Source organism: Anaerococcus tetradius ATCC 35098, from assembly GCF_000159095.1.
GTDB lineage: Bacteria > Bacillota > Clostridia > Tissierellales > Peptoniphilaceae > Anaerococcus > Anaerococcus tetradius.
Map to the genome: position 1 here is coordinate 23980 of NZ_GG666300.1, position 14511 is coordinate 38490.

The following is a 14511-nucleotide window of genomic DNA, read 5'->3' on the forward strand; positions in this document are numbered from 1 at the left end:
CTATGGAAAAAGAATTCTTTACAATCCCTAGTAATTATAGGTCCTATCTTCTATATCCCTAAAGAAGGTAGACTTGGATGGGGCTTCCTTTCTTATGGGCATACCCATCCTGTGCATTTCATTTAGCTTAAATATCATGAGATTGACATTTACATCATACATACTCGCAAGCTGGTTGTAGGTGTAGCCTTCCTTGACATCTTCGATTAGACTTTTTTCGTCAAGAAGGAGGTGGGCTGCAAAGATATTGGCCTCAAGTTCCATTTCTGAATTTATATCGAAAAGCTCATATTCTATAAGCTCATTAGAGGCAGCATCTTCATGGAAAATATGATGGCCTAGTTCATGGGCAAAGACCATATTTTGGATTCTTTCATCGACAAAGGGATTGTAGAAGACAAAGCTTACTCCCTTTATTATTTTATACATACCCAAAAGATGGGTGTTGGTCTTGAAGGCTATGAGGTGGACACCTCTTCTTTCTAGGATATCCCTAGGATCTCTTGACTTGTATTTTTCTATGAGCTCCCTAGCTTTTTTGTAGATATTATCGTAGGATACTCCCATTATTTACCCTTCTTCTCATTTTCCATCTTTGCTATATAATAGGCCTCTGATATGGCATCTAGGATTGCTCTTTTGTCATTTTCAGGGAGTTGCCCACCAGCCATAAGGCCTATTACCCCATTAATCATATCTTGGGCATCCTTTGCTCCATTTTCGCCAAAGTTTTCTCTAGCCTTTAGGATAAACTCATCCTCGTCTGTTACAAGATAATCGTGAGTTGTATCTAGGTGCTCTGCCAGAAGGTCGTAGGTCTTCCTGTACCTTGGCTTTGATTCCCCAAGCTCATACCTTGATATGGTCTTGGTGGAAACATTACATAGTTTGGCTAGGTCTTCTTGGGTTAGTTTCTTTAGTTCTCTTAATTCTTTTACTTTGTTAGCGAATGCCATATAAACTCCTTTGCTAATATAAAGACTTTTAATTTATAAAATCGTTGACAAAAGACACTCAAGGTCTTATAATATTCATAAGTCATTTATTGTCTTAATTATATATTAAAAGTCTTTAAAATTCAAGGAGAAATTATGAAAAGAGTTATACTACATTCAGATATGAACGCTTGTTATGCATCAATAGAGCAAAAATTAAATCCTAAACTCAAAAATATCCCCATGGCAGTAGCAGGAAATCCTAAAAATAGGAACGGAATAATCCTTGCCAAAAGCCAAGAAGCAAAAGAGGCAGGGGTAAAGACCGGAGAGGCAATCTGGCAGGCCTTGGGCAAGTGTCCTAATCTTACCCTAGTCTCTCCCCAATATGACCAGTATCTCAAACATTCTAAGCTTGCTAGGAAAATTTATTATGATTATACTAATCAAGTAGAACCCTTTGGCCTCGATGAGTGCTTCTTGGATGTAACAGGCTCAACCCATCTTTTTGGAAGTGGGGAAGAGATAGCCAATGAAATTCGCCAAAGAATGAAGGAGGAGCTGGGAATAACAGTCAGTGTCGGGGTAAGCTTCTGTAAAATTTTTGCAAAACTTGGCTCAGATATGAAAAAGCCTGATGCGGTTACTATCATAAGAGAAGATAATTTTAGAAAAAAAGTCTGGCCTCTTCCTGTTGGAGAGATGGTTGGCATCGGAAGGGCTACTGAAAGAAAACTCAATAGGATAGGGATTTTCACCCTAGGCGAGCTTGCCAAGGCAGACCTTGACCTGATAAGAAACTTGCTTGGCGTAAATGGTCTTTATCTTTGGGAGTATGCTAACGGTCTAGACATTCGTCCAGTCCATGACAGGGACCACCAAGAGCCAATTAAGACTATAGGAAACTCATCTACCTGTAGGAAGGACCTTTTGACTAACAGGGAAGTCTTTAATGTCCTTCAAGAGCTTGCTTTTTCTGTATCAAGGAGACTAAGAGAAGCAAGACTTGAAGCTTGTGGGGTAGAAATTTTTGTAAGAAATAATGAACTTCAATCCTACAATTACCAAAGCCCAATCAAGCTTGCCAGCCAATCATCCATAGTCCTTGCCAGAAGTGGTTTTGATTTATTTAAGGAAAAGTATAAATGGGATTTTCCTGTTAGGGCTGTGGGTATTAGGGCAATCAAGCTTAGAAAGGAAGGTGGAGGAAGTCAGATAGATGTCTTTTGTGATTATAAAAAACAAGAAAAAGAAGAAAACTGCGATAAGGCCATCTATAAGATCAGAAAAAAATATGGGAGAGAGGCTATAAGCTTTCTTGGCCTTACTAGGGATATAAAACTTCCCAAAGAAATGAACGAAATAATAACCCTACCAATGAACCATTACAATTTTTAATGGCTAAAGGCTTGCATTATTTGTGAGCTTTTTTATTTACTCTTTACAAATTGCTAGAGCTGTTATATAATAACTATAACAAGAAAGGAGGGCTCATGTTTTTAGAAATTGATTTTGGGTCAGATATGCCTATATATGAGCAAATCAGACGAGCTATTATAAAGGCCTTGGCTAAAAATGAATTAGATTTTGGGCAAGCTCTTCCATCAGTAAGGCAGTTAGCAGGAGATATTGGAGTTAATCTTCATACTGTAAATAAGGCCTACAAGATGCTAGAAGAAGATGGCATTATTGTGATGGATAGGCGTTTTGGATCGAGAATTGTCGATAAGTCTTACGATATAACAGAAGCGCAGAAGAGTAAGGTAAAAGAAGAACTCGATTTTATTGTGGCCCTTGCCAAGGTCAAAAATATCGAAAAAACCAGTCTTGAAAAACTAATAAGAAATATTTGGGAGGGAAATGATGAGTGAAGCTAATAAGATGGCTATATTCTATGCCTTAATAATAGTTTTAATAAGCCTTATCCAAGCCTTCGTAACTTCATATTCAAAAAGGGGTTATATCCTCGGAGTAAGGTTTGCTGAAGGATTTGAAAAGGATGAAAAAGTTAGAAAGATAGTAAAAGATTATAAGACTTTAACTATCCTTCTTGGAATAGGATTGGGCTTGTTTATTGTAGGATTAAGCTATCTTACAGAAAATTTAATACTCACTAATGTCTTATATGTACTTTCGATTTTTATAAATTATCTTCCTTTAGTTTTTGCCAACAAAAAATTAAAAGTATTAGGCAAAAATCAAAAGCTAGATAAGAGAAAATTTGTAAGCCTTGATTATTCCAAGGCAAAAATATTTAACAAGAAGGAATTTTTCGGGCTTTACCTAGGTCTTCTCCTTATAGTAATAATTTTCGCCATAAAAATCCACCTGGATTATGAAAACTATCCAGCTAAGCTAATAATGCATATGAATAGCCGAGGAGAGATAGATAGAATGGCTTATAAGTCTTACTTATCTATCCAGTCCCCAACTATTGTAAGTTTTTTAATGCTTGCTGTGATGTTTATTTCTAATCTTTCCCAACTTCTATCAAAGATGAGGATAAGTCCTGATATGCCTGAAGAATCCTTGGATAGGATCTTGGAAACGAGAAGAATTTGGACCTATTATTTTGTGACAAGTTCATTCTTGCTTATAGTTCTTTTTCAAGTTGGAATTTCTTCCTTTATGAAGACGGGAGATGACTTGATTGTCAAGGTCTTGGGCATCATTACTATAGGATTTTCTGTTGGTGGAAGTCTTCTTATAGGAAGATTTAGGTCAGTCGATGGGTCAGCCTTAAACAAAACGGGAAAGTATGGCTATGAGGAAGAGGATGATAAGTGGATTTTGGGTGGACTTATTTATTACAATCCAGATGACCCCGCAATGTTTGTCGAAAAAAGAGTTGGAGTAGGAAGCACAATGAACTTTGCCAACAATTGGGTTAAGCTCTTATTTGCTATAGTTTTGCTTTTTCCATTTGTCTTAGGCTTTGTTCTATGATTTTGAATGCTAGGAGATAGTATGTTAGAGATTAAAAATGTATCCAAGTCCTTTGCTAAGGTCAAGGCCTTGGATGATGTGAGCTTTGTAGTAGAGAAGGGAGACCTTTTTGGTCTTATTGGGCAAAATGGAGCAGGTAAATCTACTCTCTTTAGGTGTATAATGGACTTTTTCGATTCTTTTGAGGGAGAAATTCTCTATGGTGGAGTTCCCATGAAGAAAATCCCCCTAGAAAAAATAGGCTTTCTCCCAGAAGAAAGGTCTCTTTCACCCAAAAAGACTATTGAAGAAGAAATCAGATATTTTGCTAGGCTAAATTTGATGAAAAATTTGGATGATAAGACCCTCCAATATTATTTCGATAAATTTGAGATAAAGGGCAGGCTAAAGGATAAAATCAAGGACTTATCCAAGGGTAACCAACAAAAGGTTCAACTCTTGGCAAGCCTTATCTATAAACCAGAATTTCTAATCTTGGATGAGCCATTTTCGGGTCTCGATCCTTACAATATTAGCCTTTTGCAAGATATAATCAAAGAGGTAAATGAGGCTGGAACTACCATAATTTTCTCATCTCACAATATGGAAAATATAGAAGATATGTGTAACAAGCTAGTAATGCTAAGGGATGGAAAAATTGTCCTAAATGGTTCTCCTAAAGAAATAAGAAATTCTTATCCAAAAGATAAAATTCTTATAGAATGTGAGGGAGAAATTGCTGATATCCTCGATGATTTTCCTCTTAGCTACAAAAAAGAAGATAAAACTTACAAGCTAAGGTTACAAAATCCAGAGGATGGAAGAAAAATCTATCAGAGATTAAGCCAAAGATTCGATTATATACCAGTTTTTGCCCAAACTCCTCCAAGTTTGAATGAGATATTTACAAGAAAGGTGGAAGAAGATGTCTAGATTTTGGACAGTTGCCCTAGATTCGTGGAAAAAACAAATGAAGTCCATAAGCTTTTGGATTATGGTTCTCTTGCCTGTCATAATGATGGGAGTAAGTGGAGCTATAGCCTACTTTTCCCAAGACACTAATGTCAAGGACACCTATGTAGTTTGTGATCAAAAGATAGGAAAATATTTTGAAAGTATGCCTGGCTATAAAATCTCAGATAAGGCTAAGGCAGAAAAGGCCTTGGAAGATAAAAAAATAGGAAGTTTTGCAGAAATTAAAGAAGAAAATGGATCTCTTCTAGCAGATTTTCATACAAAAAATATTAACTCTCAAGCTATCCTCGCCTTTAATGGAGCCTTGAAGGAAGTACAAAATGCTTTAAACATTGAAAATTCAGGTTTGGGCTTTGATAAGCTAGAGATTTTACAAAGAAAGGCCACTTTTAAGCTTGTAGAAGAAGGCTCTGAGTCTGAGATAATGTACTTTGCTTATTTTGCACTAGTTTTTTATATGTATATGATGTTAATAATGTATTCTAACATCATAGTTGTAGAAATTGCTACAGAAAAAGGCTCTAAGATGATAGAATTTATCTTTTCATCTATTAGGGCTGGCAAGTATTTTGCAGGAAAAATTTTCGGCAATTTCCTAGCTATACTAACCCACACCGCTCTTTATGGCTTTGTTGGAATTATAGCCTACTTTTTAGCTAAAGCTTACGGAATTCAAGAAAAATTTAACATCAACATAAAATCCTACCTAGGCGAGATAAATATTTTAATGCTAGTAGAAATCGGGATTTTGGTCATCCTAAGCCTCCTTATTTTTATGATAGTAGCTGCAATGCTTGGCTCTCTTGCTCAAAAGCAAGAAGATGCAGGAAAGGTCGCAAGTCCTATGATGATTGTGATAATTTTTGCCTTTGCCTTAGCCATGACCTTCATGAATAAGGATGAGAATATCCTAATCAAAGTCCTATCCTACCTACCTTTCCTTTCAGTTTTCTTCATGCCTTTGAGGATGATAAAGGCAAGTGTTGGGCTTGGGGCTGGTCTTATCGCTATAATAATTATGGTCGTTGCAATATTTGTAGTCTACAAACTTGCTAGTAGGGTTTATAAGAAAAATATATTAAATTACACTTCTTCATCTTTTATGAAAAAGTTATTTAGAAGAGCCTAGATGGGCTTTTCTTTTTTGTTTCATAAAATCGTTTTCTATGTTAAAATTATCTTATAAAGAAGGGGGCAATATATGAACGTATATGAAAAAGCTTTAGAAAAACATAAACAGTGGCAAGGAAAAGTCGCAACCTTAGTTAAGGCAAAAGTAGCAAATGCAGAAGATTTGACCTATGCCTATACGCCTGGAGTTGCAGAGCCTTGCAGGGAAATTGCCAAAGATAAGAAAAAAGCCTACACCTACACATCAAAGGCTAATACAATAGCCGTAGTAAGTGATGGATCGGCTGTTTTGGGTCTTGGTAATATTGGTCCAGAAGCTGGCTTACCTGTCATGGAAGGAAAGGCAGTTCTCTTTAAGGAATTTGGAGATGTAAACGCAGTGCCAATAGTTTTGGATACCCAAGATGCAGACGAGATAATAAAAACCGTAAAAAATATAGCTCCAGGCTTTGGGGGTATTAATCTTGAAGATATTTCTTCACCTAGATGCGTCTATATAGAAGAAAGTCTAAAGAAAATCCTAGATATTCCAGTATTTCATGATGACCAGCATGGAACTGCTATTGTAAGCCTTGCAGCTTTGATAAATGCCCTAAAGATAGTTGGAAAGAAAAAAGAAGATGTTAAAGTCCTAATCTCAGGAGCGGGAGCTGCTGGATATTCTATAGCTAAACTTTTAAGAGATTATGGGATTAGTCATATCATAGTTTGTGATTCTAAGGGGACTATAAATAAAGATCATCTAGAAAGTAGTAATGATGTAAAAAGAAGACTTGCAGAATTTACTAATGAAGAAAACTTAAAGGCAAGCCTAAAGGAGGCCATGCGAGGAAGAGATGTATTTATAGGTGTATCTGCTCCAAATATTATAGACGGAAATGACATTAAGAACATGAATGTTGACCCAATAGTATTTGCCATGGCAAATCCAGTTCCAGAAATAGACTATGATGAAGCTAAAAAGGCAGGAGTTAAGATTTTTGCAACAGGTAGGAGCGATTATCCTAACCAAATTAACAACGTCTTAGCCTTTCCAGGCATATTTAAGGGGGCTTTGAGTGCCCACGCAAGGGCTATAACTGATCAGATGAAGCTTGCAGCAGCAATAGGCCTTGCTGAAATGATTCCAGATGATAAATTGAATGAAGAATATATAATCCCGAAAGCCTTCGAAAAAGGAGTGGCAGATAAAGTTGCTGATGCTGTTAGGGCTTATGTAAAATAAAAGTATTTTATAAAATGAAAAAGTATCCTACAAAAGCTTAGCTTGGCTAAAAATGTAGGATACTTGTCTATTAGCTTAAAAAATCCTTCTTATTCTTCCAGGAAGGGAAAATATTTGTGGTATTGTTCGTCCAAATTTTTATTTATTTCATCATTAAAGTCCTTGTAGGCTCTCATAAGCCTAAGGCCTTCTTCTGTAACTATGCTTTTTCCTCCATCGGCGCCACCTCTTTGAGTTTTTACTATTCCATAACCCAATTCCTTTTCGCATCTTTTGATAATCTTGAGGGCTTTAGAATAGGATAGGCCCATGGTGTTAGCAGCATCCTTGGTTGAGCCTTTTTCATTAATAAGAAGGAGAAGCTCATTGATTCCAGGGCCGTAGAAGTTTGTTTTCTCACTTCTTATAACTAATTTTAATTTTGCTTTATAATTTCCCAAGACATTTCCTTTCTTTGATTTACTTTCTTTTTATCATTATATCACCTCCCTGGCTAAGTCTTCAAACGAATTGAAAATCAAAGCCCTTCTAGTATTATAATATAGTCCACAAAATTGTTTAAATCTAGAATTTTGCAAGAAGGAGACCTATGAATAAAGATATAAAAATGATAGTGTTTGACCTGGATGGGACACTACTTAATGATAAAAAAGAAATACTTGACCAAACAGTCGAGGTCATAGAAAAACTTAAAAAGAAGGGAATAAGGATTGTTTTAAATTCTGGCAGGACCTTTAATGGTATGTGGAAGATGCGCCAAAAGCTTAATCTTATGAGTTTTGACGATTACTCTATATGTGGGACTGGAGCCTTTGTTAGAAGAAATGCTGATGGCAAGGCCCTAATAGAAAACCCCCTAGCCAAGGCTGATTATGAGTTTTTAGAAGAGATGATAAGAGGATATGATCTCCAACTTAGTATTCACACTATGAATATCCTCTACCTAAATGATGAAGTTCCCAATGAAGCCTTTATAGTTGATCAAAAGCAAGTGTCTATGCCTTGGTTTAAGTTTGAAAAATTTGAGGATATAGAGGATAGCATATCAAGGATAGCCCTAAATGGTGATAAGGAAGTTCTTGATGATTTTTATGAAAAAAACAAGGCCAAACTCCAAAAAGATTATAAGATTATGAGAAATGAAATCCATCTTTTGGAGATATTAAATAAAAATGCTGGCAAATCTGAAAGCCTAAAGAAGCTTTGCCAAATCTTAAAGCTTGAAAGGGAAAATATCATGTATTTTGGAGATGGTATGAATGATATCAAGAGTTTGGAATTTGCTGGATGTGGTGTGGCTATGGGATCAGGAAGACAAGAAGCTAAAAAAGCAGCTGATTATATAATTGGCTCTAATGAACAAGCATCCATAGCTAATTTCTTAAAGGAATATTTTAACCTAGATGTCTAGATTTGTAACCCTATCATCAGGATCATCTGGCAATGTCAGCTTTCTTGAATACAAGGGCTGTCGTATCTTGATTGATGCTGGATTTTCTGGAAAGAAAATAGAAAATCTCCTAGGCCAAATAGGAGAAAACCCAAAAGACCTCGATGGAATCTTCATAACTCATGAACACAATGACCACATCCAGGGGGCTGGAGTCCTATCGAGAAGATTTGATATACCAATATACGCCAACCAAGGAACTTGGAAGGGTTTGACACAAAAAATAAAGAAGCTAAAGGAAGAAAATATTAAAGTCTTTAAGACAAATGAATTTATAAACTTTAAGTCCATGGATATCCTCCCTGTAGCTATCCACCACGATGCTATGGAGCCAGTCGCCTATGTTATATATATTGGCAACAAGAAGCTTACTATTCTTTCTGATACAGGAATAGTTGATGAAAAAATCGCTTACGAGATAAAGGGATCGGATATCTACTATATGGAAGCTAATCACGATCTGCAAGCCCTAAAGATGGGGCCATATCCCCACAATTTAAAGCTCAGGGTTATGGGAAATATGGGGCACTTATCAAATGATCAAGCCGCAGAGGCCCTTGCTGATGCTCTTGTTGGAAAAAATGAGACGGTTTTTTTATCTCACCTTTCAGAAACCAACAATACCCCTGAGCTTTCAAGACTTACAGTTGACAATTACCTAAGAAGTCTTGGTTATGATACAAAAAAAGATATTGATTTGGAGGTTTGCAATAGATACGAGCCTTCAAAAATAGTGGAGTTATAATGGAATTATTAGAAATAGAAAAATCACTTATAAAAAAATATAGAAAAGAAATCTGGTCGCCCTTTATCAAAGCCATAAAGGAATTTTCATTGATAAATGAAGGAGATAAGGTAGCTGTCGCTATATCTGGTGGGAAGGATTCGCTAATCCTTGCCAAGCTCATTGAGGAGCTTCACAAACACTCAAAGGTCAAATTTGATGTGGCATATATTTCTATGGATCCTGGTTATGATAAGGAAAATAGAGAGCTTTTAGAAGAAAACATCAAATACCTAAATATAGATGCTACAATCTATGATTCAGAAGTTTTTGAAGTAGCAGAAACTATAACCAAGGGGGCCTATCCATGCTATATGTGTGCGAGGATGCGTAGGGGCTTTCTTTATAACAAGGCCAAGGAGCTAGGATGCAACAAACTAGCCCTAGGCCATCACATGAACGATGCTATCGAAACAACTATGATGAATGTTCTCTATGCAGGAAATTTTAAAACTATGAAGCCCAAACTAAGAGCCCAAAACTTCGAAGGAATGGAACTTATTAGACCCCTCTACTATCTTCATGAAGATGATATTAAAAGGTGGAGGGACTATGTAGGTCTAAAAGCCCTAAATTGTGCCTGCACCGTAACAAAGTCTAGTGAGTCCTATACTAGAAAGAAGATTAAAGAGCTAATAGCAGATTTGAAGAAAGATAATCCGGAAGTAGAAAAGTCCATCCTAAGGTCAGCAGAAAATGTTAACTGCGATATGGTTCTGGGCTATCAAATAAAAGGCGAGAAACACTCGTTCTTGGAGGAATTTGAATGATAGTAGATTTTTTTAAGGTCCTAATCCTCTCCCTAGTGGAAGGGGTGACAGAATTTTTGCCAGTGTCATCTACTGGCCATTTGATTTTGGTAAATCAATTTGTAAAAATGGAAGGAGAAACTTTTTCCAATGCCTTTAATGTAATTATCCAATTGGGAGCTATCCTTTCTGTAGTGGTAATTTATTTTAAAAGGCTTAACCCTTGGGATAGGGAAAAAACTTCCAAGTATTTTCCTAAAAATTACGACAAGCTAAATGGTCAATCCAGGGCCTATTACAGGTTAACTCACCCAGATAGAAAGACAATAGAGCTTTGGAAGAGGGTAATAGTTGGAGTTCTTCCTGCCATGGTCTTGGGCCTACTCTTTGATGATTTCATAGACGAGCACTTATTTAAACCAATGGTAGTAGCAGCTATGCTTCTTGTTTGGGGTCTTGTTATAATCTTTGTCGAGAAGAAAAACAAGAGGGAAAATAGGGTTAAGCATGATAACATAGCCATGGTTTCCTACAAGACTATCCTCGCCATAGGATTTTTTCAAACCCTTGCTATGATACCAGGAACTAGCAGGTCAGCTGCAACTATTATGGGAGCTATGATTTTGGGCCTATCAAGGTCAGCTGCGGCAGAATTCTCTTTCTTCCTAGCTATTCCTACCATGCTTGGAGCAACTCTCCTAAAGGTTGTAAAGAACTTCTCTGGCTTTACAGGCTATCAATGGGTCTTGATTCTTGTGGGAATGCTTTTAAGTTTCCTAGTAGCCTATTTTGTAATCAAGAAATTTATGGCCTACATTAGAAACAATGACTTCATCCCTTTTGGTATTTACAGGATTATTCTTTCAGTCCTAGTCCTTGTTTACTTTTTGATTTTTTGAGATGAAAAATAGATGCGAATGGGCAAAAAGCCCAATCCTTATAGCCTATCACGATGAGGAATATGGCAGGCTAAGCCATGACGATAGATATATCTTCGAAATCCTAGTCTTGGAATTTATTGAAGCCGGTCTAAGCTTTGAAATAGTCCTAAAGAAAAGAGAGGCTATGAGAGAGGCCTTCGATGGTTTTTCTTATGAAATAATTAAAAACTATGACGAAAACAAAATCGAAGAGCTGATGAAAAATGAAAAAATTATTAGAAATAGGAAAAAATTAGAAGCTTTGGTAAAAAACGCCAGAGCTTTTATAAAAATAAGGGAAGAATTTGGATCCTTCGACAAATATCTAGAAAGCTTCATTGGGGAAGTTATTGACTATAAGAGAAAAGAGGGAGAAGTTATATCCCAAAGTCCCCTATCAGAAAAAATAGCCAAGGACATGAAAAAAAGATCCTTCTCTTTCCTAGGGCCAATCACAATCCACTCCTTTCTTGAGGCTATAGGAAGGATAAATTGTCATTGCCTAACTTGTTTCAAGCACTAAGATAAGTAGTTTTATAAAAATTAATAAAGCTAAAGAAAATAAGAATTATTAGAGGTGAAATATGCAAAAACACTGGTGGCATAAGGCGACTATCTATCAAATCTATCCTAAATCCTTCATGGATTCAAATAATGATGGAATCGGAGATATAGGAGGCATTATAGGAAAGCTTTCCTATCTAGAAAAGCTCGGTATCAACGCTATTTGGCTTTCTCCAGTCTATCAAAGTCCCATGGATGATAATGGCTATGATATTTCTGATTATAGGGCTATAGCAGATATTTTTGGCAATATGGACGATATGGATAAGTTAATAGCAGAGGCGAAAAAGAGGGACATCAGGATTATAATGGACTTGGTAGTAAATCATACTTCTGATGAGCATGCATGGTTTATTGAAGCGAAAGAAAATCGCAAAAGTCCTAAACGTGATTTCTATATTTGGAGAGATGAGCCAAATTCCCTAAAGTCTAGCTTCTCCGGCTCTGCCTGGGAGTATGACGAAAAATCTGGAGAGTATTATCTACACCTATTTAGCAAAAAACAACCCGACCTTAATTGGGAAAATGAAGCCTTGCGTCATGAAATCTACGATATGATGAATTTCTGGATTGATAAGGGGATAGGAGGCTTTCGTATGGATGTAATAGACCTCCTAGGAAAAGTTCCTGATAAAGAAATCCGTGAAAATGGCCCTATGCTTCATTCCTACCTAAAGGAGATGAATGAAAATACCTTTGGAAACTATGACCTTTTAACAGTTGGAGAAACTTGGGGAGCAAGTCCTGAAATAGCCAAACTTTATTCGGACCCAAAAAACAAAGAACTATCCATGGTTTTTCAATTCGAACATATAGGCCTTCAACATAAGTTAAATTTGCCTAAGTGGTATTATGAAAAAGACCTCGATGTTTCTAAATTAAAGGAAATTTTTAATAAATGGCAAAAGGAATTAGAGCTTGGTAAGGGTTGGAATTCTCTCTTCTGGGAGAATCACGACCTACCAAGAGTCCTTTCTCTTTGGGCTAATGTCGATGAATTTAGGGAAAAATCTGCCAAGGCCTTGGCAATCCTCCTCCACCTAATGAGGGGAACTCCTTACATCTATCAGGGTGAAGAAATCGGAATGACCAACTTTCCTTTCAAAGACTTATCAGAATTTGCTGATATTGAATCGATAAATTATGCCAAAGAATGTCTAGAAAATGGTGAGGACGAAGAGGATATTTTGGATAGGATTTCTGTCGTAAGTCGTGATAATGCAAGGACTCCTATGCAATGGGACGCTAGCAAAAACGCAGGATTTTCCAAGGCGGATAAGACTTGGCTAAGAGTAAATCCAAATTACAAGACGATAAATGTAGAAGAAGCTCTAGAAGATTTAGATTCTATCTTCTACACCTATCAAAAGCTAGTAGCTTTAAGAAAAAGTGAGGACTGGCTAGTAGATGGTGATTTCGAACTTGTCGATACAGAAGAAAAAGTCTTTGCCTATTATAGGAAAACGCAGGATGAGAAATATCTAATAGTTGTAAATCTCTCAGATAAAGAAGAAAAATTCGATAAGCTAGGAGATTATAAAGAAATAATCATCTCTAATACAGATGTGGATGAAGTTAAAAAAAGTGGGCTTCTTAGTCCTTGGGATGGTTTTTGTGTAAAAATTAAATAAAAAAAAGCTGGCCCCAGAATTTCTCTAAGGCCAGTTTTTTTAGGCAAAATAGTTTATAAAGAAAGTAATAACGATAGGGTTCATCAGATTTACAGCTATGGCAAGAACTATAGGAAAGACGAACATGGCAAGCTCTGCTGGGCCTCTTTCTTCTATGATAGCCTCCATATTTGCCATGGCATTTGGAGTTTGACCCAAACCAACCCCACAATGACCTGCTGCCATTACTGCTGAGTCATAGTCTTTGCCACAAAGCCTGTAAGTAACAAGGCTAGTGTAGATTGCTATAAAGATAGCTTGGGCTATGAGGATTACAAACATAGGACCTGCTAGACTTATTATAGCAGATATGTTTAGGTTGATTAGGGCGAGGGATAGGAAGAGATTTAAGGAAATATTTCCTACTAGATTTACATTTTCTATATCAAGGTCCCTTTTCATAAAATCATAAACATTTCTTATGACTAGCCCTCCAAATTGGCAACCCACATAGTAGGGAAAGCTTAAAGAGCTTTTAGCGAGTATTAGATTTATAAAAGTTCCCAAAAAACAAGAAAAAGCAACAAGAACTATAGCCTTCATCAAGGAAGCTTGGCTGATTTGGTGTTTGGCCTTTTCTAGGCTGAAATTTTCTACTAGGCCAGAGCTTTTTAGCTTGTTTTTGATGATAAGCCTTTTGGCAACTGGACCTCCTACTAAAGAGCCTACCAAAAGACCGAAAGTTGCAGCAGCAACTCCGATGGAGGTATTATTAACAGCCCCCATTGTTTCCATTATCTTGCCAAAGGATATGGCAGAGCCGATACCCCCTGTCATAGAGGTTGATCCCATGGCTATACCATGGAGGGGATTGATTCCTAAGAGAAGGGAAATTCCTACTCCTATAATATTTTGCAGGGGAAGGAGGATTATTATGGAAATGGCAAGTTTTACTCCAATAAGTCCTGCCTTTCTGAGGCTCTTAAAGGAAGCACAAAGTCCGATAGATGCAAAAAACACATTCATAAAGAAGTCTTGGAGGATTTTATCAAACTTAAAATCCACAGCTAGGGATGATTTAAGGGCAAAAATTCCAAGGCTTATTATAAGGCCCCCTATTACAGGAGAGGGGATAAAAAATTTCTTGAAAAAATCAAATTTATTTTTAATAAAGACTCCCAGGACATAGGCAAGCATGGCAAGACCGAGAGTCTGTAAGATATCTACTTGTATAGTCATTATT

The 14511-nt window shown here is 36.7% G+C and carries 16 protein-coding genes; 12 read left to right on the plus strand and 4 right to left on the minus strand.

Features of this window, described 5'->3' with window-relative positions:
• Nucleotides 1–27: 27 nt before the first annotated feature.
• Both HMPREF0077_RS07450 and HMPREF0077_RS07455 read right to left on the minus strand, forming a co-directional pair.
• Nucleotides 28–567, minus strand: coding sequence for an ImmA/IrrE family metallo-endopeptidase (locus HMPREF0077_RS07450; RefSeq protein WP_004837385.1), 540 nt, complete (start codon nt 565–567; stop codon nt 28–30).
• On the minus strand, nt 567–956 hold the full coding sequence (locus HMPREF0077_RS07455; RefSeq protein WP_004837386.1) for a helix-turn-helix domain-containing protein: 390 nt from the start codon (nt 954–956) through the stop codon (nt 567–569). The genes HMPREF0077_RS07450 and HMPREF0077_RS07455 overlap by 1 nt, the downstream gene beginning before the upstream one ends.
• A 135-nt stretch (nt 957–1091) precedes the next feature.
• Between HMPREF0077_RS07455 and HMPREF0077_RS07460 the strand changes: the two genes are divergently transcribed.
• The 6 genes from HMPREF0077_RS07460 to HMPREF0077_RS07485 all read left to right on the plus strand — a co-directional run bounded on the left by HMPREF0077_RS07460 (nt 1092) and on the right by HMPREF0077_RS07485 (nt 7191).
• Complete coding sequence (locus HMPREF0077_RS07460; protein ID WP_004837387.1) at nt 1092–2333, plus strand: DNA polymerase Y family protein; 1242 nt, start codon at nt 1092–1094, stop codon at nt 2331–2333.
• A 95-nt stretch (nt 2334–2428) separates the two neighbouring features.
• On the plus strand, nt 2429–2806 hold the full coding sequence (locus HMPREF0077_RS07465) for a GntR family transcriptional regulator (protein WP_004837388.1): 378 nt from the start codon (nt 2429–2431) through the stop codon (nt 2804–2806).
• Nucleotides 2799–3881, plus strand: a complete 1083-nt coding sequence (locus HMPREF0077_RS07470; protein ID WP_040349593.1) for a DUF1648 domain-containing protein — start codon at nt 2799–2801, stop codon at nt 3879–3881. Before HMPREF0077_RS07465 ends, HMPREF0077_RS07470 begins: the two co-directional genes overlap by 8 nt.
• Before the next feature lie 21 nt (nt 3882–3902).
• Nucleotides 3903–4793, plus strand: coding sequence for an ABC transporter ATP-binding protein (locus HMPREF0077_RS07475; protein ID WP_040349595.1), 891 nt, complete (start codon nt 3903–3905; stop codon nt 4791–4793).
• On the plus strand, nt 4786–5964 hold the full coding sequence (locus tag HMPREF0077_RS07480) for an ABC transporter permease (protein WP_040349600.1): 1179 nt from the start codon (nt 4786–4788) through the stop codon (nt 5962–5964). The genes HMPREF0077_RS07475 and HMPREF0077_RS07480 overlap by 8 nt, the downstream gene beginning before the upstream one ends.
• 72 nt (nt 5965–6036) lie before the next feature.
• On the plus strand, nt 6037–7191 hold the full coding sequence (locus HMPREF0077_RS07485; protein WP_004837392.1) for an NAD(P)-dependent malic enzyme: 1155 nt from the start codon (nt 6037–6039) through the stop codon (nt 7189–7191).
• An 89-nt stretch (nt 7192–7280) separates the two neighbouring features.
• Here the strand turns inward: HMPREF0077_RS07485 and HMPREF0077_RS07490 are convergent, their stop codons facing one another.
• Entirely contained in the window at nt 7281–7631 is a 351-nt protein-coding gene (locus HMPREF0077_RS07490; RefSeq protein WP_004837393.1) for a winged helix-turn-helix domain-containing protein, read from the minus strand.
• Between the two features lie 149 nt (nt 7632–7780).
• Between HMPREF0077_RS07490 and HMPREF0077_RS07495 the strand changes: the two genes are divergently transcribed.
• From HMPREF0077_RS07495 to HMPREF0077_RS07520, 6 genes are all read left to right on the plus strand, one after another.
• On the plus strand, nt 7781–8602 hold the full coding sequence (locus HMPREF0077_RS07495; RefSeq protein WP_004837394.1) for a Cof-type HAD-IIB family hydrolase: 822 nt from the start codon (nt 7781–7783) through the stop codon (nt 8600–8602).
• Complete coding sequence (locus HMPREF0077_RS07500; protein ID WP_004837395.1) at nt 8595–9386, plus strand: MBL fold metallo-hydrolase; 792 nt, start codon at nt 8595–8597, stop codon at nt 9384–9386. The genes HMPREF0077_RS07495 and HMPREF0077_RS07500 overlap by 8 nt, the downstream gene beginning before the upstream one ends.
• Nucleotides 9386–10195, plus strand: a complete 810-nt coding sequence (locus tag HMPREF0077_RS07505; protein ID WP_004837396.1) for a tRNA 2-thiocytidine biosynthesis TtcA family protein — start codon at nt 9386–9388, stop codon at nt 10193–10195. The genes HMPREF0077_RS07500 and HMPREF0077_RS07505 overlap by 1 nt, the downstream gene beginning before the upstream one ends.
• Nucleotides 10192–11073 (plus strand): undecaprenyl-diphosphate phosphatase, encoded by an 882-nt coding sequence (locus HMPREF0077_RS07510; protein WP_004837397.1) that lies wholly within the window; start codon nt 10192–10194, stop codon nt 11071–11073. The genes HMPREF0077_RS07505 and HMPREF0077_RS07510 overlap by 4 nt, the downstream gene beginning before the upstream one ends.
• Nucleotide 11074: 1 nt before the next feature.
• Nucleotides 11075–11617 carry a DNA-3-methyladenine glycosylase I gene (locus HMPREF0077_RS07515; RefSeq protein WP_004837398.1) on the plus strand — a complete coding sequence of 181 codons (543 nt, stop codon included), beginning with the start codon at nt 11075–11077 and terminating at the stop codon, nt 11615–11617.
• 61 nt (nt 11618–11678) lie between these two features.
• Nucleotides 11679–13289 carry a glycoside hydrolase family 13 protein gene (locus HMPREF0077_RS07520; protein WP_004837399.1) on the plus strand — a complete coding sequence of 537 codons (1611 nt, stop codon included), beginning with the start codon at nt 11679–11681 and terminating at the stop codon, nt 13287–13289.
• 39 nt (nt 13290–13328) lie between these two features.
• On the opposite strand, the gene gltS is transcribed toward HMPREF0077_RS07520, so the two are convergent.
• A complete protein-coding gene (gltS, locus tag HMPREF0077_RS07525) occupies nt 13329–14507 on the minus strand; it encodes a sodium/glutamate symporter (protein WP_004837400.1) in 1179 nt (392 codons plus the stop codon).
• Nucleotides 14508–14511 lie beyond the last annotated feature (4 nt).